The sequence below is a fragment of the Agromyces fucosus genome (assembly GCF_004134865.1).
Lineage (GTDB): Bacteria > Actinomycetota > Actinomycetes > Actinomycetales > Microbacteriaceae > Agromyces > Agromyces fucosus.
In genome coordinates this window covers 752,826-772,473 of sequence record NZ_SDPO01000002.1, presented here as the reverse complement: position 1 = coordinate 772,473, position 19,648 = coordinate 752,826, and the positions used below count along the sequence as shown (strand labels likewise).

Here is a 19,648-nt window from a genome sequence, read left to right as displayed (position 1 = left end):
GCCTCAGGCCCCCGCGACCACCGCGTTGTGCAGCTCGTCGGCCTCGACGCCGAGACGCCGCACCCCGCCGCCGACGTTGGTGAGCAGCACGAAGCAGACGCCCTGCGACGGCGTGATCCAGAACTCGCATCCGCCCCATCCGCCGTGGCCGTACGCGTCGCGGACCAGGAGGCTCGGCGCGGCGTTGCGCAGGTTCCAGGTGAAGCCCCAGTCCTGGCCGCGCGAGGCGGGGTAGGGCTCGAGCTTCGTCATGCCGACGGTCAGCGGGCGAAGCATCGCCTCGACGGTGGCGGGGGCGATGAGCGAACCGTCGCCGCGGAGCAGTGCGCTGCCGATGGCCAGCAGGTCGCTCGCGCGCCCGAGTACGCCGGCACCGGGGTGCCCGAGCGCCGCGAAGCGCGGGTAGTCGAGGCCCTGCGCGGCAGCGTCGACGACCTCGTGCGGCGACGCGTCGGGGTCGAGCGTGAAGCCCGTGGCGCCGGCTCGTGCCGCCACGGCGGTGACGGCATCGAACCAGGGTTCGCCGCCGGCGTGCTCGATCATCGCGGCGACGCCGTCGAAGGCGAGGGTCGAGTACCGCGTCGCCGTGCCGGCCTCGAAGTCGCGGCCCGGTGCGACGAGCGATGCGCGCAGTCCGCCCTGGTCCATCGGCGGCTCGGAGATGCCCGAGCTGTGGCTCACGAGGTGTCGGAGCCGCACGACGTCGTCGCGCCCTTCCCCGAACTCGGGCAGGGCGCTCGAGAGGGGCGTGTCGGGCGTGAGCCGCCCGCGCTCGACGAGACGCAGGGCGGCGAGGCCGACGAGCGGCTTCGTCACCGAGAAGAGCGGATAGAGGTCGTCGACGGATGCCGCGCGCCCGCGTTCGGTGCCGAACGCCTCGAGTGCGACCACGCCCTCGCTCGTGGCGATGCCGAGCACGGCGGTCGGGAGCGCCCCGCTATCGACGTGGCGTCGCGTCCAGTCGAGGGCGTCGTCGAAGCGGGGCATGAGGGTCCTCTCGGTGGGGATGGCTGCCGGGGCCGATCGGCCCGCCGGCGGGATCGGGGCTGGGTCAGCTGCGGTAGACGACGTTCAGGGGAGCGTCGCCGCGCAGCATCCGCTCGATCTGCTCTCGCAGGAGCCGCGCCATGCGCGGCATCATCGCCGTCGAGGCGCCACCCACGTGCGGGCTGACGAGCACGTTCGGCAGCGCGAAGAGCGGATGCCCCGCCGGCAGCGGCTCCGGGTCGGTGACGTCGAGCGCGAACCGCAGCCGGCCGGAGCCAGCCTCCGCGATGATCGCGTCGGTGTCGGCGACCTTTCCGCGCGCGATGTTCACGACCAGGGCGCCGTCGGGCAGTGCGGCGAGGAAGTCGGCGTCGACGAGTCCCGTCGTGGAGTCGGAGAGCGGCACGCCCACGATCACGATGTCGGACTCGGGCAGCAGGGTCGGCAGCTCGTCGATGCCGCGGATGAAGCCCTGCTCGTCGGATCGGGCGCGGCTCGCGACGCGCGTGAGCTCGACCTCGAACGGCGCGAGGCGCGCCTCGATCGCGCGGCCGACGCCGCCGTAGCCGATGAGCAGCACGCGCCGGTCGGCGAGGCTCTCGTAGCGGGCGGCGGCCCACCGGCCCTCACCGGCCGCGCGGACGAAGTCGGGGATCCCGCGCTGCGAAGCGAGGATGAGCGCGAGCGTCAGCTCGGCGGTCGAGGTCTCGTGCACGCTCGCGGCGTTGGCGTAGACGTGGCCCGGCGGCAGTGCGCCCGGCACGTCGTCGTAGCCGATCGACTGCGACTGCACGAGCTGCGTCGCCACGCGCTCGAGCGCGCCGAGACGCGCGGAGGCGCCCATGTACGGCGGCACGACGAGGTCGATGCGATCGGCGGGCGCCTCGCCGGTGAGGTCCCAGACGCGAACCTCGGCTCCCGCGGGCGGCGTGCCGAGGGCGGTCAGCAGGGCCTGGCCCGGCACGGTCACGAGGAGGTCGCGATCAGTCATTCCGCCATCCTCTCAAACCCGGTCGACGGCGGTGAACCCGCGCACGTCACACGCCCGGAGCCTTCCTCGGCACTGGGTAGTGTGGAAAGGCCGCGCGCGACCTGCACCACGTGGCATCCGTTCGAGAGAAGGGCGCGCGTTGCCGAACCGCAGCACCATCGAAGACATCTACGCCGACACGTTGCGGCGCAACCCCGGCGAAGTCGAGTTCCACCAGGCCGTGCGCGAGGTGTTCGACTCGCTCGGGCGCGTGCTCGACAAGAACCCGCAGTACGTGCAGGCGTCGATCCTCGAGCGCATCTGCGAGCCCGAGCGGCAGATCATCTTCCGGGTGCCGTGGGTCGACGACGCCGGCCAGGTGCGCATCAACCGTGGATTCCGCGTGCAGTTCAACTCGGCGCTCGGCCCGTACAAAGGCGGCCTGCGCTTCCACCCGACCGTGCTGCTCGGCACCGTGAAGTTCCTCGGCTTCGAGCAGGTCTTCAAGAACGCGCTCACAGGCATGCCCATCGGCGGCGGCAAGGGCGGCAGCGACTTCGATCCCAAGGGCCGCTCCGACGGCGAGATCATGCGCTTCTGCCAGTCGTTCATGACGGAGGCCTACCGGCACATCGGCGAGTACACGGATGTCCCTGCGGGCGACATCGGCGTCGGTGCGCGTGAGATCGGCTACCTGTTCGGCCAGTACAAGCGCATCACCAACCGCTACGAGTCGGGCGTGCTCACCGGCAAGGGCGTGACGTGGGGCGGCTCGCTCGTGCGCACCGAGGCCACGGGCTACGGCGCCGTCTACTTCACCGAGCACATGCTCGCGACCCGCGGCCGTTCCCTCGACGGCGCCCGCGTGCTGGTCTCCGGCTCGGGCAACGTCGCCGTCTACGCGATCGAGAAGGTGCAGGCGCTCGGCGGCATCGTCGTCGGCGCCTCCGACTCGTCCGGCGCGATCCACGACCCCGACGGCATCGACCTCGAGCTGCTCCGCGACATCAAGGAACGGCGCCGCGAGCGCATCTCCGTCTACGCCGATGAGCGCGGGGGCCGGGTGAAGTTCTTGCCCGGGGCATCCGTGTGGGACATCGAGAGCGCCGAGCGCATCGACGTCGCCCTGCCGTGCGCGACGCAGAACGAGCTCTCCGAGGCGCAGGCCGTGAAGCTCGTGGCCGCAGGCGTCGTCGCCGTCGCCGAGGGCGCGAACATGCCGACGACTCCCGGCGCGCTCCGCGTGCTGCGCGAGGCCGGCGTGCTCTTCGGCCCGGGCAAGGCCGCGAACGCCGGCGGCGTCGCGACCTCCGCCCTCGAGATGCAGCAGAACGCCTCGCGCGACTCGTGGGGCTTCGAGCACACCGAGGAGCGGCTCTCCGAGATCATGGCGGGCATCCACGAGCGCACGGCGGCGACCGCCGACGAGTACGGCGTGCCGGGCGACTACGTGGTCGGCGCCAACATCGCCGGGTTCACGCGCGTCGCCGACGCGATGCTCGCCCTCGGCGTTATCTGACGCCTCAGCCGCACGAGTTCGCGGCGTACGGCACCGATCGGCTCTGCGTGATCGTCGACCCGTCGGCGACCCGGCTCGCCTCGATCGTCACGGCGCCCTCGTGCACGCTCGACGCCCGCACCGCGAACGTGTGCGCGACGCTCCGTCCCGGCAGCACCTCGGCGAAGGCGCGCTCGCCGTACGGGGTGACGATCTTCACCGAGACGGGCACCGGCTCGGCGTTCGTCACCTTCACGGCGAGATACGCCTTCGATCCGATGCATCGGGCCTCGGCGACGGCCGTGACCTCGACCGATGGCCCGTCGTCGATCTGCACGACGTTCAGGCCGCGCATCGTGTAGAGCAGCCCGTCCTCGTCGGACTCGATGTGCGGTCCGCTGTACCAGCCGCCGTCGATGCCCGCCACGACGGTCGTGATCGTGAGCGTCTGCGGGTCGATGCGGAACACCGTGGTGTCGGATGCCGCGTAGACCAGGCCGCGGCTGACGGTCATCGAGCCGAAGTCGGTCGAGACGGCAGCCGCATCGAGGGTCTGCACGACGGTGCGGCTCGGGATGTCGATGACGAACACGCCGGCGCCGTGCCTGGCGAGGCCGAAGAGACGGTCGCCCACCGTCGCGAGCGCGGCGATGCCGGCGCCGACGCCCGTGTCGACGCGCCACAGCTCGGTGCCGGTGACGGGGTTCCACGCGACGACCGTGCTGCGCGGCCCGGTCTGGTAGAGGTTGTCGCCGCCGAGGTAGGCGACGCCGGCCGAGGTCGTGACCGCGCGCACCATCTGCTGGGTGTCGATCGGGTTCACCCATGACGCTGCCGCGCGCGTCGCCGGGTTGTAGGCCGTCAGGGAGCCGCCGCCCTGGGTGTCGTTCTGGGTCGCGATGAGCACGAGCCGGTTCACGGGATCCCAGCACACGTCGAGCGGGCGGTTCTGGTTGGCGGGGAATGAGGCGATCTGGTGGGGGTCCACGTCGCTCGCCGGGTCGTACGACCAGAGTCCCTTCGAGTTGTACTGGCCCGAGTAGAGCACGCCGTCGACGACGACGCCGTCCTTCTGCTCGCCGGGGGTGCGCAGGTTCGTGACGGCCTCCGTGTCGAGGTCGTGGCGGGCGATCGCGCCGGTGCCGCCGACGTAGACGCGGCCGGCGCCGACGGCGAGGCCCATGGCCGTCTGGGGGCCGGCGGGCGCACCGGCGCCGACGAGGTCGGTCGTGGTGGTCGTGCGCGTCGCCGGGCCGATCTCGGCGATGAAGCTGTAGCCGGATGCCGCCACGAGGCGATCCCCACGGATGCCGAGTCCCCACAGCGTGCCGATGTCCGTGTCCTGCACCGCCGTCATCGTCTTCTTCGTGATCGAGTAGGCGTACACGGTGGGATCCTTCGCGAAGTACACGGTGTCGCCCTGCTGCGCGAAGAGCACCCCGGTGCGCGCGATGGTCTGGTACGTCGACGGGTTCGCGAGGTTCAGCAGCACCGACTTGCCGGGGCCCTTGAGGCCCACCGCGAGCGTGCTGTCGAGCACCGAGAGGGAGGTGACCGAGACGGCGGCGGCGAACTCGGCGGGCAGCACGTCGACGGGCGTGCGGGTTGCGCGGTCGAAGGCGAACAGCTTCGCGAGGCTCGCCCCGCCGCCGCCCGCGAGCACGCTGCCGGTGCCGAAGTACACGGTGGTGTCGGTGGCGGCGACGGCCTGGGCGATCGTCGCGCCCGGGCTCGGGATGCCCCAGCTCGTGATGGTGTTCGTCGTCGGGTCGAGCTCCCAGAGGCTCGGGGCGCTCGCCGTGGTGGGCTCGCCTCCGCCGGCCGCGTAGACCTTCCCGTCGGGCGCGACTGCCAACGCCCGCACGTCGCGGTCGCCGGTGGCGCCGATCGCGACGGCGGGGGCCTCGGGGTTGGTGAGGTCCCACTGGTAGACGTTCGCGCCCTCCATCGAGTCCCGGAGCATCCCGATGAAGAGCCGGTTGCGAGCGGGGTCGGCGGCGAGCGCCTGGATGCTGTAACCCGATGGCAGGTCCGTTCGGCTCGTCACCGTGCGCGTCGGCAGGTGGAACCCGACGACCCGGGCCGGGCTGAGGTTCCGCGAGCCGATGTACATCGTGTCGCCGACCAGGAGCCCGCTCATCAGCGGGAATTGCACGACGCCGGGGCCGAGGTCGCGAATGCGCGGACCTGTCGCGAGCGCCTGGCCGACGCCGCCGCCGGCAGCGGGCGCCGCCCAGCCCGGGGCTGCTGCACCGAACGCGAGCGCGAGCCCGCCGATGCCGCCGAGCACGAGCATCCGGCGCCTGCTGAAATCGCACGACATGGCGTTACTCCTCATCGAGTGTGTCCGTCGGCATCGATCCGTGCGGCCGGGGAGCCGCGTCGTGCCTGATTGGGCATGTTTCACCCAGAAGGCGTGCACCTCAAGGGAACCGCGCAAAGCGATCAGAACCGCACAACTGCAGCCGTCCGACGCGGCCTCTGCAGAGCGCGCAGCATCGAGATGACCCGTGTTGTCGGTTCCGCGTTGCGCCGACCGACAACACGGGTCATCTCGATCGATGGCGCGCGTGACTGCTGGCGGGCGTTGCGCTCCGGAGGGTGGAGGGAGCGCCGCTACGCGCGGGGCTTCGGCAGACGGATCGGCGAGGTGAGCGCCACTTCCTCGGAGAAGTCGGCGGGCACGAGCCGGTCGTTCGGCACAGTCGGCACGAGCTCGCGCTCGCGGTCCGCCCCTCGGTCGCGCCCTGCCCGGCGTGAACGCTCGGCCACGCGATCCCGCCCGAACTCCCGCTCGATCTCGCGTTCGAGCTGATCGACCTGCAGCGTCGGCACGGCTTGCGTGGTCACGGCCGCGATCGCAGCGGTCGGGGCATCCGAGAACCGCACGGCGGGTCGCCAGGCATATCGCGGATGCCGCGTCAGCCGCATCCCTCGTGACACCACGAGCCAGCCGAGGCCGATGAGCGCGGCGACCATCGCAGCGACGGCAGCGAGTCCGAGCGCCCAGCGCGGGCCCATGCCGTCGGCGACCGCGCCCACGATCGGGGCGCCGATGGGCGTGCCGCCGGCGAGGATCGCCATGTAGAGCGCCATCACGCGGCCGCGAAGCTCGGGCTCCGTCGTGGTCTGCACGTACCCGTTCGCCGTTGTGAGGATCGTCACCGCGCCGAGTCCGATGAGGATCGTCGAGGCCGCGAAGGTCCAGTAGGTGGGCATGAGTGCGGCGGTGAGCGTCGCGAAGCCGAGGAACGCGCACGCGAGGATGACGACGCGGATGCGCGCCCGCTCACGGCGTGCGGCGAGGAGCGCACCGGTCAGCGAGCCGATCGCGAGGATCGACGAGAGGAGTCCGTACTCGCCGGCGCCGCGGCCGAACTCGACGGCCATCGTCGAGGAGAAGATCGGGAAGTTCATGCCGAACGCGCCGATGAGGAAGACCATCACGAAGACGACGACGAGGTCGGGCCTGCCGGCCACGTAGCGGAACCCGGCGACGAACTGGCCCTTGGCGCGGGGTGCTCGAGGGGAGCGCTTCAGCTGCCGGCCCTTCAGCATCGCGAGCGCGCCCAGCACCGCGAGGAAGGTGAACGCATTGATGATGAAGACCCAGCCCGACCCCACGAGCACGATGAGGAAGCCCGCGACGGCTGGGCCGATCATGCGGGCGGTGTTGAACGACGCCGAGTTCAGGGCGACGGCGTTCGACATGTCGGAGTTGGAGACGAGGTCGGAGACGAAGGTCTGCCGTGCCGGGTTGTCGATGGCGTTCACGAGGCCGAGGGCGAGCGCGAAGAGGTAGAGGTGCCAGAGTTCGGCGGTGCCGAAGACGAGCAGGAGCCCGAGCCCGAGCCCGAGCAGCATGAGCAGGCTCTGCGTGAGCATGAGGATCTTGCGGCGGTCGAAGCGGTCGGCGATGAGGCCGGTGATCGGCACGAGCAGCAGCTGCGGCGCGAACTGCAGGGCCATGGTGATGCCGACGGCGAAGGCGTCGTTGTCGGTGAGCTCGGTCAGCACCACCCAGTTCTGGGCGGTGGCCTGCATCCAGGCGCCGACGTTCGAGACGAGGGCGCCGATGAACCAGATTCGGTAGTTGCGGTGGGCGAGGGATCGGAACATTGCACTCACTGGTCGGTGAGCCTCCTGAGGATGGTCGTGGCCTCGGCGAGCGTCTCGCGTTCGGCTGGGGTGAGGGCCGCGAAGCGCTTCGCGAGCCAGGCGTCGCGACGGCGGCGGGTCTCGAGCACGATCGCCTCGCCGGTCGCGGTCGCCGCGACGATGACCTTGCGGCCGTCGTCGGGTGAGGCTGCACGGGTGGCGTAGCCCGCGTCGACGAGGCAGTTCACCGTGCGGTTCATCGACGGCGCAGTGACCCGCTCGAGCTCGGCGAGCCGGCCGATGGTGAGCGGCCCCTCGGTCGAGATCCAGCCGAGGGTCGAGAACTGCGAGCCGCTGAGCTCGGTCTCGGTGCGCTCCTGGCGGAGCCGGCGGGAGAGTCGCATGATCGCGATGCGCAGTTCGGTGCTCTGCTCGGCGAGCGTGCGGCGCCTGGCGGCCGGTGCTCGCGTCGCCGCCGCAGGGGTCGATCGATCGGCCGAGGCAGGGCGCGCGACATCCGTCATATTGCTTAGTGTAACAAATTAGCATTGCTAAGGAAAATGCACCGCCCGGCACCGCGGGCGACCGGGCAGGACAGCGGATGCCCGGGAACGGCGGATGCCCCGGACCGCGTGCGGTCCGGGGCATCCGGTTCCTGTGTGCGCCGCCGCAGGACCCATGGGTCGACCACGTCGGAGCTGCACCGCGCATCCTCACGGATGCGGGCGTCTCTGGGGCGTTACTCGAACAGTGACAGCGTCAGCGTCGAGCTGTAGTTGCCGGCCGCGACCGAGCTCTCGGTGCGGAGGAACAGGCCCGCGTTCGCGGTCCATGCGCCCTCGCTGGCGATCTCGCCGGAGTTCCACGCCGAGGCGAAGAGCTCCTGGTCGACGAGGCCGACGTTGTTCGCCGGGTCGGCGTCGTCGTCGACCACGGTGTCGACCTCGTCGCCGATGGCGACCAGGCCCGACTCACCGCCGTCGATGAGCTCCGGGCTCCAGCCGAGGTGGCCCGCCCCGATGTCGGGCTGCCCGGCGTCGCCGGCGAAGGCCGTGCTCGAGCCGAGCACGTACCAGGCGGCACCCTCGGGGATGTCCTCGGCCGCGCGCGTGTCGGTCACGGTGACGGTCGGGAGCGTTCCCGTGAACTGGCGCACCAGGTCGGTCGAGCCGTCCTCCGCCAGCGTGACGGAGGTGCCGGCGACGGTCATCGCCAGCACGCCGGGCTCGTTCAACTCGGTGACCTCGACGTTCACGTCGACCGTGCTGTCGTCGCCGACGGGGTCGGCCGCGTTCGCCGCGGCAGCGCCCGCCGCCGTCAACATGAGCGCGCCGAACGTCACGGCGGTGACCCGCAACGCGGTGGAGGTGCTGATCTTCTTCATTTCGATTCCTTTACTCGGATGGGGATTGGACGGGGCTTCGGCGATCACCCGCAGTTGCGGGCGTCGTAGTCCACGACACGCGGTGTCACGGTTCCGTCGGAGGTGCGGGTCGCCTCGACGGTGACCTGACCCGCTTCGACGCTCACCGCTCGCGAGTTGAACGTCGCGACCGCGTTCTTGCCGGCGGCGACCGTGGCGAACGACTTCTCGCCGTAGGCGCTCGTGGTCTTCACCGAGATCGCCTCGTCCTCGCGGTTCGTGGCCTTCACGGTCACGTACGCCTTCGAGGCGATGCACCGGGTCTCGGCGACGACCTCGACGTCGACCTCGGGAACGGCCGACTCGCATTCGAACCGGGCGTCGCCCCAGATGCCGTGCGCCCCGTTGATGCTGCCGGGCGCCTGGACGATGAGGTCGACGTACTGCGCACCGGTCAGGTCGATGTCCACCGACTCGGGCGCGAAGCCCGGCGTGAACGTGCGCGACTGGTAGCGGTTGACGCCGTCGGTGTCGACCTTGAAGATCACGTTGCCGCCGAAGCCCGACTCGAGCCCCACCTCTGCGGTGAAGGCCGAGCACTTGCCGCCGACGAAGTAGGTGATCTTCGACTGGGCGTGGACGCCGAGCCCCTTCTCGTACACGGGCGACGTGCCGGTGGCGGGGTCCGTGTAGTTGATCTTCAGGGGCAGGTCGGGCGACGACGCCGAGTCCTTGTTCGCGACGTCCTTGCCGATGACGCCCCACCCGTTCGTGGCGCTCAGCCAGTCGAGGTCGGATGCCCACGCGGAGCCCTCCGGCACCGCCGGCAGCGGCTGGTCGACGATCTGCCAGTCGAAGATCTTCATCCGGCTCTCGTTCGGCAGCACGACCGAGGCGACCTCCTTGCCCGGGTTCAGGCGGATGAGGTTCGAGTAGACCTGGTACTTGCCCGTCGGGTACTCGTACACGGCGGGGTTCGTGGCGCTGTTGCGGCCGAGCGACGTGATGGCGACGGTCGAACCCTGCAGGCCCGAGGCCTGCAGCAGCCAGTTCGGGAAGTAGATGTTCTGCTTCGCGGTCGTGCCGTCGGTGTAGGTGATCGTCAGCTCGGGATTGACGCCGGCTCCCGTCGCCGCCGAGGCGAGCACCGCGAGGTGCGTGCCCTGACCCGAGAGGGCGATGGTCTGCCCCGCCGGCGTCACCGAGTTCGGCGTGCCGACCGGGGTGGGCCACGTGTACTCGATCGCCGTGTCTCCGGTGCCAACGGTGACGGTGCCGCCGGGGGCGACCCCCGCGGCCTCGAGGGCGGCCTTCGAGAAGGATGCCCCGCCGCCGTCGAAGTTGCCGGCGGTCGCCGTGTCGAGGTCGGTGATCGACACCGCGTTGAACGCGCCCTGCAGCGAACCGTAGGCGACGTAGAGCTGGTTCGCCCCAGTCACCTCGACCTGCTGGTTCGAGGCCGAGGTGTACGCGGCCTTCACGGTGAGGGTCTGCAGGTCGGCGCCCGATTCCGGGGTCACCTCGAGCACGAACTCGGCGGTGATCGAAGCGCCGGGCTCGACGCGGTCGGCCGTTCCGCCCGTCGTGGACACGAGGTTCCAGCCCTCGGGCAGCACGGGGGAGAGCACCACGTCGTCCTTCGCCGCGGTGCCCGTGTTGGTGAACGTCGCGGTGGCCGTCGTCTGCTCGCCCTGGAACACGCGGTCGTCGAGGGTGACGTCGACGGATGCCGCCGAGGCGTCCTGATCGCGGCCGCCCACGGCGCTCGTGCCGGAGAGCACGACCTGCGCCGAGGCATCCGATGCCAGTTCGCCCGTCGAGACCACCACGACGCCGCCGGTGCGGTCGCCGTCGTACGCCCAGCCGGTTCGTCCCTCGAGCGCGGCGACGTCGTCGACCTGCTCGAGCGCCGTGCCGTCGAGCTCGACCGCAGCGGGCTCCGAGCCGGTGTGCACCTCGAGGCGGTAGTCGCGGCCGGCGGCCTTGCCGTCGTACTCGCCCTCGCGCTCGCCGAGGGTGACGGTCACGTCGCCCTCCGCAGCGGCAGCGGGTGCGCTGACCTCGAAGTCCTGGTGGCTCGCCTCGCCCTCGGCGTGCGAACGGGTGACCTTGTCGTCCTCGTAGAGTGTGAACGAGGAGTCGCCCTGCGGGTACGTCGTCAGGGTGATCGCCGAGTCCTCGGGCACGAGCGAGGCGTTGCGGGCCGTGATGCCCTGCGGCACCACCGCGCCGGCGCGAACGAAGATCGGCAGCGTGTCGAGCGGGGCCGAGTAGCCGTTGACGACCTTGCCGCCCTCGTGGACCGTGCCGGTCCAGTAGTCGACCCAGCGGTCGCCTGCGGGCAGGTAGATGCCGTTGCGCACGTCGGAGTCGGTGAACACCGGCGCCACGAGGTAGTCCTCGCCGAGCAGGAACTCGTTGTTCGCCTCGACGCTGTAGGCGCCGGGGTCGCTCGGGTACTCGAGCGCGATCGAGCGCATCATCGAGACGCCCGTGCGATGCGACTCCTCGGCGAGCGTGTAGATGTAGGGCATCAGGCGCTGGCGGAGCTGCAAGTAGTCGCGGTTGATCGCGGTCGCCTCGTCGCCGTACAGCCACGGCCGCTTGTCGGTCTGCGCCCAGCCGCTCATGGAGTAGAGCGCGGGGGCGAAGGCCTTCCACTGCAGGTCGCGGACGTAGCTCTTCGTCGAGCCGCCGAAGATGCCGTCGACGTCGCCCGTGCTGAAGGCGAGGCCCGAGTTGCCGGCGCCGGTGAGCGCCGAGACCTGCCAGCGCACCGCGTCGAGGTTGCCCGAGTGGTCGCCAGTCCACTGCATGCCGCAGCGCTGCGATCCCGCCCAGCCCTCGACCATGAGGGAGGTGCCGCGGGCGTCTGAGTACTGCTCGATGCCGCCGTGCGCGGCCTCGCACCCCGTGAGTGCCTGACGGTAGCCCTGGCCGACCCACGCGACGTCGAGCTTGCGCAGGCGAACGCCGGCCTCGCCGACCTCGAACTCCTGGTTGGTGAGGGAGCGCTGGGTCCAGAGGCCCGTCTTCAGGCCGGTCTCCTGCTCGATCGCGTCGACGGTCTGGGGCAGGTCGACGTACTCGCAGCCGTACCCGTCGTTGACGAGCATCCAGCCGGCGGGCATGTCGTTCTCGACGAAGTCCTTCGCGAAGTCGAGCGCCTGGGGGGTCTGCAGCTTGGCGGGGTCCTTGTACGCCGTGTAGGTCGAGCTGCCGCGGTTGTAGCAGTCGGCGTCGCCGTACTCGAGTCCGTAGACCGGCGGCATCATCGGGCGGCCTGTGAGCTGGGTGTACGAGTCGAGCGACTGCTTGTAATCGCCGACGAAGTAGTAGGCGTCGAACCGCTTCTCCTCGTGCGTCGTCGTGTGCGCGGCGAAGTCGTAGCTGCCTCGGGCGAAGGTGTTGCGGAGCACGCCGTAGCCGTTGGACGACATGTAGTACGGCACCGCGTTGGGGTAGCCGTCGTCGTCCCAGTCGAAGTTCTTCGCGATGTTGACGGTGGCGCCGGTGTGGACCGAGCGGCCGTTCTGCATGCCGCCGCCGATGAACTGCTCGCCCTCGATCGGGGCGAGGTGCTGCGTGGCGCTCGAGGCGCCGAAGGTGATCGGCGCCGATTCCGACCAGATGACGGAGCCGTCGGCACGGGTCGCGGTCGAGGCGCCGGTCGCGCGGTCGATGACGAGCGAGACGGCCTCGGTCGCGATGGTGATCGTGTCGCCCTCGGTGACGGTGATCTGCGGGGCGTCGAAGCTGTCGGCGCCGACGACGATGTTCGCCGTGCGCGCGGGGTCGTTCTGCGGGGTGTTGGCCGGGTCGGTGAAGCTGCCGCTCGGGTCGGCCTCGAGCCGGAAGGTGCGGGCGTCGAGGAACGAGACGCGCATCGCGCCGCCTGCTGCGGTGAGGGTGACGCTCGCGCCGTCCTGCTGCACGGCGCTGATCGCGCCGAGGGGAGTGCCTGCGCCGTCGACGGCGACCTCGGGGACCACCGGCTTCGGGGTGATCGGCGTGGTGGCGGCCGCCGCGCCGACGGCGGTGGCCGCAGCCGGCGGCTCAGGTGCGGCGAAGGCGGGCGAGACGCCCGTCGTCGCCAGCACGGCGATGGCGGCTGCCGCGACGACCGACGAGGCGCGTTGGCCCCGTCGTGCGCGGCTCGTGCGGTCGGGGCTCATCGTTGCTCGCTTTCACCGTTGATTGCAATTGACGTTAAGAAGGGCCAAACGCTCATATAAGATCACTTCTTGGTCACTCGGGTCAAGGGGTACGGGACACGAATCCGTGATTCGTCCGATAGCTCCGTGGCAGGTCCGTTGGATTCCTGCCCGCCCGGGGGCCCGCAGCCCCGGTCGCCTGCCATGATGTCGGCATGGCGACCTTCACCGACGAGCACGGGGTCCGGATCCACTACGAGTCGTGGCGAGTGCCCGACGCGACCGCGGTGATCCAACTCGCTCACGGCGTCGGCGAGCACATCGGCCGGTACGCCGAGCTCATCGAGGCGCTGAACGGCGCGGGCTACTCGGTCTGGGCCGACGACCATCGCGGGCACGGGCAGACCGGCTTCGAGCAGCACGGCGGCGACCTGACGCGCATGGGCCGGCTCGGCCCCGGCGGGCTCCGGGCGACGATCGACGCGGTCGAGCAGTTCACGGGAGTCATCCGCGACGCCGAAGGGCCCGAGTTGCCGCTCGTGCTGCTCGGGCACTCGTGGGGCTCGCTCATGTCGCAGATCATCGTGAACCGCAGCGCCGAGAAGTACGACGGCGTCGTGCTCACCGGCACGGCCCACCGCACGCTCGTCGACATGAACGGCGGCGACCTGAACGCCCGGCACAAGCGGCACGGACCCACGCCGGTCGAGTGGCTGAGCCGCGACCCCGAGGTCGCGTCGGCGTTCATGGCCGACCCGTACACGACCCACGTTCCGCTGCGGAAGCTCTTCGGCACGATCGACGCGGCGCGCTTGCTCGGTCGCCCGGCACGTCACCTGCCCGCCGAACTGCCGCTGCTCATCATGGTCGGCTCCGACGACACGCTCGGCGGCGAGGCGAGTGCGGTGAAGCTCGCGAACGCCTACGTGCACCGCTCGGGCCTCGTCGACGTTCAGCTCATCGTCTACGCGGGCGCGCGGCACGAGGTGTTCAACGAGACGAACCGTGCCGAGGTGCGCGCCGACCTCATCGGCTGGCTCGACGAGCGCTTCGCGGTCGACTGAGCGGACGTCCGACCGCTCCCGGGCTCGACGGCGGCAGCGGATGCCGCGGCCGCTCGCGCCTCAGATCGCCGCGCGCCCCGGGGGCACGTCGAAGCCGAGCAGCCGGATGCGTGGATGGCTCGTGAGCTGCGACTCGGTCGCCCAGGGGTAGACGATCGTCGTGATGTTGCAGTTGCCGAGCACCGGCAGCAGGTCGCGGTAGCCGTCTGGGTCCATACCCGCGAGCTCGCAGAACAGCAGCCTGATGAGCGTCGCGTGCCCGACGACGAGCACGCGTCCCTCGGGGAACTCCTCGACGAGTTCGTCGAACACCGGCAGGGCGCGGGCGATGCCGTCGCGGCCGCGTTCGCCGCCCGGCAGCGGGTTCGTCGCAGGCGCGCGGCAGAATGCCGGCCACTCCTGGGGGAAGCGCTCGGCGAGCTCGGTCGGGGTGAGCCCCTCGCCGTCGCCGAAGTCGATCTCGACGAGGCGGTCGTCGATGCGGAGGGCGAGGCCGGTCGTCTCGACGGATGGCGCGGCCGAACGCCGCGCGCGGGAGAGTGGCGAGGCCACGATCGCATCCAGGCTCGCATCGACCGCCCAGGCGCCGAGTGCCGCGGCCTGGCCGAGGCCGTGGCGCGTCAGCGGGACATCCGAATTGCCCGCGTACCGGTGGTCGGCGTGCCAGGTCGTCTCGCCGTGGCGTGCCAGGTAGAACGTCGTCATCTCGGGCCCCCTGCCGTCCCCTCGATCGTAGGCTGCCGCATCCAAGCCCGGCATCCGTAGGCTGTACCGCATGCACGGTGAATACAAGGTGCCCGGTGGCAAGCTCGTGGTCGTCGATTTCGAGGTGCGCGACGGGGTGATCACGGATCCGCGCGTGGCGGGCGACTTCTTCCTCGAGCCCGACGAGGCGCTGGGCGACATCGACGCGGCGCTCACCGGCCTCTCCGCGGCATCCGACGCGAAGCAGATCGCCGCGGCGATCACCGCCGGCCTCCGCCACGACGCGGTCATGCTCGGCTTCTCGCCCGAGGCGATCGCAGTCGCGGTGCGACGGGCGATGACGGATGCCACGAGCTGGGCCGACTACGAATGGGAGATCGTGCACGACGCGGCCGTGCCGCCGCGCACGCACCTCGCGCTCGACGAGGTGCTCGCGACCCGCGTCGGCGAGGGCCGCCGCAAGCCCACGCTGCGCTTCTGGGAGTGGGACGAGTCTGCGGTCGTCATCGGCAGCTTCCAGTCGGTCAGGAACGAGGTCGACCCCGAAGGCGCCGAGAAGTACGGCTTCGAGGTCGTGCGCCGCATCTCGGGCGGCGGCGCGATGATGATGGAGCGCGGCAATGTCGTCACGTACTCGCTCTACGTACCGGGCGAGCTCGTGCAGGGCATGAGCTTCGCCGACTCCTACGCGTTCCTCGACGACTGGGTGCTGCAGGGGCTGCGTGCTATCGGCATCGAGGCGACGTACCAGCCGCTCAACGACATCGCGAGCCCGCTCGGCAAGATCGGCGGCGCCGCCCAGAAGCGGCTCGGCTCGGGCGGGGTGCTGCACCACGTGACCATGGCCTACGACCTCGACAACGAGAAGATGCTCGAGGTACTGCGCATCGGTCGCGAGAAGATCAGCGACAAGGGCATCGCGAGCGCTGCGAAGCGCGTCGACCCGCTGCGTTCGCAGACCGGGCTGTCGCGGGCGGCGATCATCGAGAGCCTGAAGCAGACCTTCGCCTCGCTCTACGGCGCGACGCCGGGCACTGTGAGTGCCGACGAACTCGCCGAGGCCGAGGCGCTCGTGGAGTCCAAGTTCTCGACGCAGGAGTGGCTCCAGCGGGTGCCCTGACCGCGCACCGACCCGCGCGCGAGGAAGGCTCAGCGATCCCCGTTAGACTCGCCGGGTGGATTGGTGGATCTGGGTCGGCATCGCCGCGGTAGCGTGCGCCTTCGTGGCGTTCGCCGTGCGGCGCGGCTGGATCGACCTCTCCGACAAGACCAAGCGCGGCGGCGGTGGCGGCGGGGTCATGATGATCGGCGACGAGGTCTTCGCGCCCCGCAAGCACGAGGCGCAGGTCGAGCTCGACCGGCAGAGCCGGCTTCCGGTTCCCTCGCCGATTCCGGGTGACGGCGACAAGGGCATCGCGTTCGCCGACGACGGCACGGATGCCTCGCGGCCCGAGCCTGCAGGGGCCGACCGCTTCCGCGGCACGATCCGCCTCGACGTCGACCGCGACTGAGTTCCTCCCTCGGCCGGGTCGGGCCATGGGCTGCCTCGATACGCTTCGCTGCTCCGCCGGCGGATGTCTCGACGACTGACAGACTGGACCGGTGAGCTTCGACGAACCCGACCGCATCATCCATGCGGACAACCTCGCCGTGCTGCCGACCTTCCCCGACGGCCGCTTCACGCTCATCTACCTCGACCCGCCGTTCAACACGGGCCGCGCACAGTCGCGGCAGTCGACCCGCCACGTGCGCGTCGTACCGACGGATGACGCCGAGCCCGAGCCATCCGGAGCCATCACCGGGTTCGCGGGCAAGCGCTACGAGCGCATCCGCGGCGACCTGCTGCGCTACGACGACCGCTTCGACGACTACTGGGGCTTCCTCGAGCCGCGACTCATCGAGGCGTGGCGGCTGCTCGCCGACGACGGCACCCTGTACCTGCACCTCGACTACCGCGAGGCGCACTACGCGAAGGTGCTGCTCGACGCCCTGTTCGGTCGCGAGTGCTTCCTCAACGAGCTCATCTGGGCCTACGACTACGGCGCGAAGGCCAAGCGCAAGTGGCCGACGAAGCACGACACGATCCTCGTCTACGTGAAGAACCCGTCGGGGTACTGGTTCGACTCGAGTGCCGTCGACCGCGAGCCCTACATGGCGCCCGGGCTCGTGACGCCCGAGAAGGCGGAGCTCGGCAAGCTGCCGACCGACGTGTGGTGGCACACGATCGTGTCCCCGACGGGCCGTGAGAAGACGGGGTACCCGACGCAGAAGCCCGAGGGCATCCTCCGCCGTATCGTGCAGGCCTCGACGCGCGAGGGCGACTGGGTGCTCGACTTCTTCGCGGGGTCGGGCACGACGGGCGCCGTCGCGGCGACCCTCGGCCGGCGCTTCGTGCTCGTCGACGAGAACCCCGAGGCGATCGCCGTCATGAAGGGCCGGTTCACGGATGTCGCGGGCGTCGTGTTCCAGGCGGGCGCGACGCCGTAACCGGCTGAGGTGGTTGCCCGTGAGCTGCGCCGATCGCGACGACGCGGGCCCCGCTCGGGCGGGTGTGCCCGGGCGAGGCCCGCGTGCCGTGCCAGCCGGATCAGCCGCTCGTGGTGGTGCGTCAGCGCGTCGTCTGCACCGACAGCTGGTCGAGCACGAAGTCGGTCTGCTGGCCGTCGTCCTCGGTGCTGACGAACGAGATGGTGACCGTCTGGCCGGCGAACTGCGTCAGGTCGATGACCCGCCTGGAGTAGGCGGGCACGCGGTCGCCGTTCCACCAGGTGGCCACCGTCGTCGTCTGTCCGCCCGACTGGACCTGCAGCTCGAGCTTGTCGGCCTTGACCGCGCGGTCCTCCGAGGGGCTGTTGATCCGCATGTAGAAGTCGAGCACCGTGGTGCCCTTGCGCGGGACCTGCACGCCCGAGCGGCTCAGCGAGTCGACGCTCGCCACGCCGTTGCCGCCCATCCAGGCGTAGTACTGGCCGCTGCGGGCGCCGAAGTAGCTCCACGTGCCGACCACGCCGCCGACGACGTCCCAGCCGTCGCCCTGGTCCTCGAGGTCGCCGTTCACGAGTGACTCCGTGCGACGGACGTCGCGGAAGTCGATCGTGTGCTCGTTCAGGATGTCGCGTGCCTGCCGGTCGACCGAGAGCCCCGACTTCGGTCGATCGACGTTGAACCACTCGGCGAAGTCGAACGAGTCGTACTGGTCGAGATTGCGGAAGGTCGCCTCGGGGCCGCCGTCGAGCTCGCGCCACAGCGAGATCATCGCCCCCGCGACGCGGCCTTCGACGTGCTCGCCGTTGTCGGGGTTGGGCCGAGCCGGCGCGATCGTCGTGTCCTGAAGTCCCGTCTGCATGAGGTCCATCCAGTCGGTCGTGTTGTAGTAGTAGCGGCCGTCGCCCATGGCGTAGCCCGTGACGGCGTTCGCGAATCCTTCGGTCCAGGCGCACATCGCCCCCGTGACGCGGTGCAGCGAGTGCGGCGAGGGGCAGTCGCCCGTCGGCCAGCGCCAGTTGTAGAGCAGGTGCTGGAAGTTGTGCCCGGCTTCGTGCACGACCGTGTGCAGGGTGTCGGGCATCGCGTCGGTGAGGTAGACGGAGCGCACGTTCGCGGCGGTCTGGTAGTAGCCGCCGTCGGTGTTGCCCGGTGCCCAGCGCGCCTTGAGCTTCTCGCAGTCGGTCGTCTGCTCCGCGGTCCAGCAGTCGGTGCCCGAACCGCGCAGCTCGTAGAGCGCGTTGTGGATGTCGAAGGCGTTGAACGCCCGCATGTGCAGGGCGCTCGGCACCGAGGTGCCGAAGTCCTGCACGGTGCCCGCCGCGACGTCGGTGACCGGGGCGGAGCGGGTCGTGTACGAGGTGGCACCCGTCATGTCGTCGATCTCCCACCACGCGTTGCGGGTGGTGAACTCGACGCTCAGCGACGCGAGCTCGGGAGCCGGCGAGGTGAAGCAGAGTTCGTAGCTGCCGTCCTCGGCATCGGTGAGGCCGGTCGCCAGCGTCGCCGCGGGGGCGTCGGGGGTCGTCTGCCCGAGGACCGCGACGGCGACCCGACGCGCGGCACGCCAGTCGCCGGTCCAGTCGGCGATGTCGAGGTCGCCGACGGCGCAGATCGCGTCGGATGCCGCGGTCACCTCGCCGACCTTCGGCTTCTCGGTCGCCGAGCGCTTGGTGTCGGCGTCGCCGTTCTTCCCGTGGGTGGTCGACGATGTTCCGGCCGCGCCGGGCGCCGACTCGGCGGCGGTCCGGCCGATCGTGAGCTCGGTCGAGGCGTGCGCGCTGCGCTCCTCGGCCGGCTGGGCGGTATCGACGACGTCGACCTGGATCTGCGCGGGACCGGCGACGTCGGCGATCACCTCGAAGGTCACGGTCCGGCCGGACTCGTCGAGTGCGAGGTCCTGCGTCGCGACGGTGTCGAGGCCGCGCTCGGTCGGAGCCGAGAATCCGTCGGTGACGATTCGCAGGCCCGCGGGCAGGCGCACGGCGAGCTGGGCGTCGTCGATCGGGACCTCGGTGTCGAGTTGGACCGTGACGGTCGCCGTCTCGCCGAGCCCCGGCACCCGGTCGAGCGCGACCGCGGCGGTGACGCAGCCGACGGGCGACTCGGAGAGCTCGTTGGCCGGTGGGGCGATGGTGCACGACTGGGGGGCGGATGCGGCGGCCGCTCCGCCGGCCTCGGCGGCGTGCGCGGAGGGGACGCCGAGCGTGAGGGCGGTCAGGACAAGTGTTCCGGTCGTTGCGGCCGCAATGCTGCGACTGCTGGCGCGTAGGTTCATGGGCCAAGCGTCGCGAATGGTATGTCACATGTGCAATACCACTTGCG

Annotated in this window: 14 protein-coding genes; 5 read left to right on the top strand and 9 right to left on the bottom strand. The window is 70.7% G+C overall.

What is annotated here, in order from left to right; genetic code table 11:
• Positions 1-3: 3 nt before the first annotated feature.
• Together ESP57_RS09325 and ESP57_RS09320 are read right to left on the bottom strand one after the other, a co-directional pair.
• Positions 4-987, bottom strand: a complete 984-nt coding sequence (locus ESP57_RS09325; RefSeq protein ID WP_056006342.1) for a serine hydrolase domain-containing protein — start codon at positions 985-987, stop codon at positions 4-6.
• Positions 988-1,051: 64 nt separating this feature from the next.
• Positions 1,052-1,978, bottom strand: coding sequence for a 2-hydroxyacid dehydrogenase (locus ESP57_RS09320; RefSeq protein WP_129231327.1), 927 nt, complete (start codon positions 1,976-1,978; stop codon positions 1,052-1,054).
• 139 nt (positions 1,979-2,117) lie between these two features.
• Here ESP57_RS09320 and gdhA point away from each other — a divergent pair, with 139 nt between their 5' ends.
• Positions 2,118-3,476: an NADP-specific glutamate dehydrogenase gene (gdhA, locus tag ESP57_RS09315; RefSeq protein WP_115959114.1), complete on the top strand. Its 1,359-nt coding sequence runs from the start codon at positions 2,118-2,120 to the stop codon at positions 3,474-3,476.
• Positions 3,477-3,480: 4 nt separating this feature from the next.
• On the opposite strand, the gene ESP57_RS09310 is transcribed toward gdhA, so the two are convergent.
• The 5 genes from ESP57_RS09310 to ESP57_RS09290 all read right to left on the bottom strand — a co-directional run bounded on the left by ESP57_RS09310 (position 3,481) and on the right by ESP57_RS09290 (position 13,091).
• Positions 3,481-5,778, bottom strand: coding sequence for a hypothetical protein (locus ESP57_RS09310; RefSeq protein WP_243648470.1), 2,298 nt, complete (start codon positions 5,776-5,778; stop codon positions 3,481-3,483).
• Positions 5,779-6,071: 293 nt separating this feature from the next.
• Positions 6,072-7,574 (bottom strand): MFS transporter, encoded by a 1,503-nt coding sequence (locus tag ESP57_RS09305; RefSeq protein WP_207904517.1) that lies wholly within the window; start codon positions 7,572-7,574, stop codon positions 6,072-6,074.
• A 5-nt stretch (positions 7,575-7,579) separates the two neighbouring features.
• A complete protein-coding gene (locus tag ESP57_RS09300) occupies positions 7,580-8,077 on the bottom strand; it encodes a MarR family winged helix-turn-helix transcriptional regulator (protein ID WP_129231325.1) in 498 nt (165 codons plus the stop codon).
• A gap of 215 nt (positions 8,078-8,292) precedes the next feature.
• Entirely contained in the window at positions 8,293-8,937 is a 645-nt protein-coding gene (locus tag ESP57_RS09295; protein WP_056006332.1) for a hypothetical protein, read from the bottom strand.
• Between the two features lie 44 nt (positions 8,938-8,981).
• Positions 8,982-13,091 (bottom strand): NPCBM/NEW2 domain-containing protein, encoded by a 4,110-nt coding sequence (locus tag ESP57_RS09290; protein WP_129231324.1) that lies wholly within the window; start codon positions 13,089-13,091, stop codon positions 8,982-8,984.
• Positions 13,092-13,285: 194 nt separating this feature from the next.
• On the opposite strand from ESP57_RS09290, the gene ESP57_RS09285 reads away from it, so the two are divergent.
• Positions 13,286-14,134 (top strand): alpha/beta fold hydrolase, encoded by an 849-nt coding sequence (locus ESP57_RS09285; RefSeq protein ID WP_129231323.1) that lies wholly within the window; start codon positions 13,286-13,288, stop codon positions 14,132-14,134.
• 60 nt (positions 14,135-14,194) lie between these two features.
• Here the strand turns inward: ESP57_RS09285 and ESP57_RS09280 are convergent, their stop codons facing one another.
• Complete coding sequence (locus ESP57_RS09280) at positions 14,195-14,839, bottom strand: histidine phosphatase family protein (RefSeq protein ID WP_129231322.1); 645 nt, start codon at positions 14,837-14,839, stop codon at positions 14,195-14,197.
• Between the two features lie 70 nt (positions 14,840-14,909).
• On the opposite strand from ESP57_RS09280, the gene lplAB reads away from it, so the two are divergent.
• The 3 genes from lplAB (at position 14,910) to ESP57_RS09265 (ending at position 17,326) form a co-directional block, all read left to right on the top strand.
• Complete coding sequence (lplAB, locus tag ESP57_RS09275) at positions 14,910-15,959, top strand: lipoate-protein ligase LplAB (protein WP_129231321.1); 1,050 nt, start codon at positions 14,910-14,912, stop codon at positions 15,957-15,959.
• A gap of 55 nt (positions 15,960-16,014) precedes the next feature.
• Positions 16,015-16,350 (top strand): hypothetical protein, encoded by a 336-nt coding sequence (locus ESP57_RS09270; RefSeq protein ID WP_243648469.1) that lies wholly within the window; start codon positions 16,015-16,017, stop codon positions 16,348-16,350.
• Between the two features lie 91 nt (positions 16,351-16,441).
• Positions 16,442-17,326, top strand: a complete 885-nt coding sequence (locus ESP57_RS09265; RefSeq protein WP_115959100.1) for a DNA-methyltransferase — start codon at positions 16,442-16,444, stop codon at positions 17,324-17,326.
• Positions 17,327-17,447: 121 nt separating this feature from the next.
• On the opposite strand, the gene ESP57_RS09260 is transcribed toward ESP57_RS09265, so the two are convergent.
• On the bottom strand, positions 17,448-19,601 hold the full coding sequence (locus tag ESP57_RS09260; protein ID WP_129231320.1) for a hypothetical protein: 2,154 nt from the start codon (positions 19,599-19,601) through the stop codon (positions 17,448-17,450).
• Between the last annotated feature and the right edge of the window lie 47 nt (positions 19,602-19,648).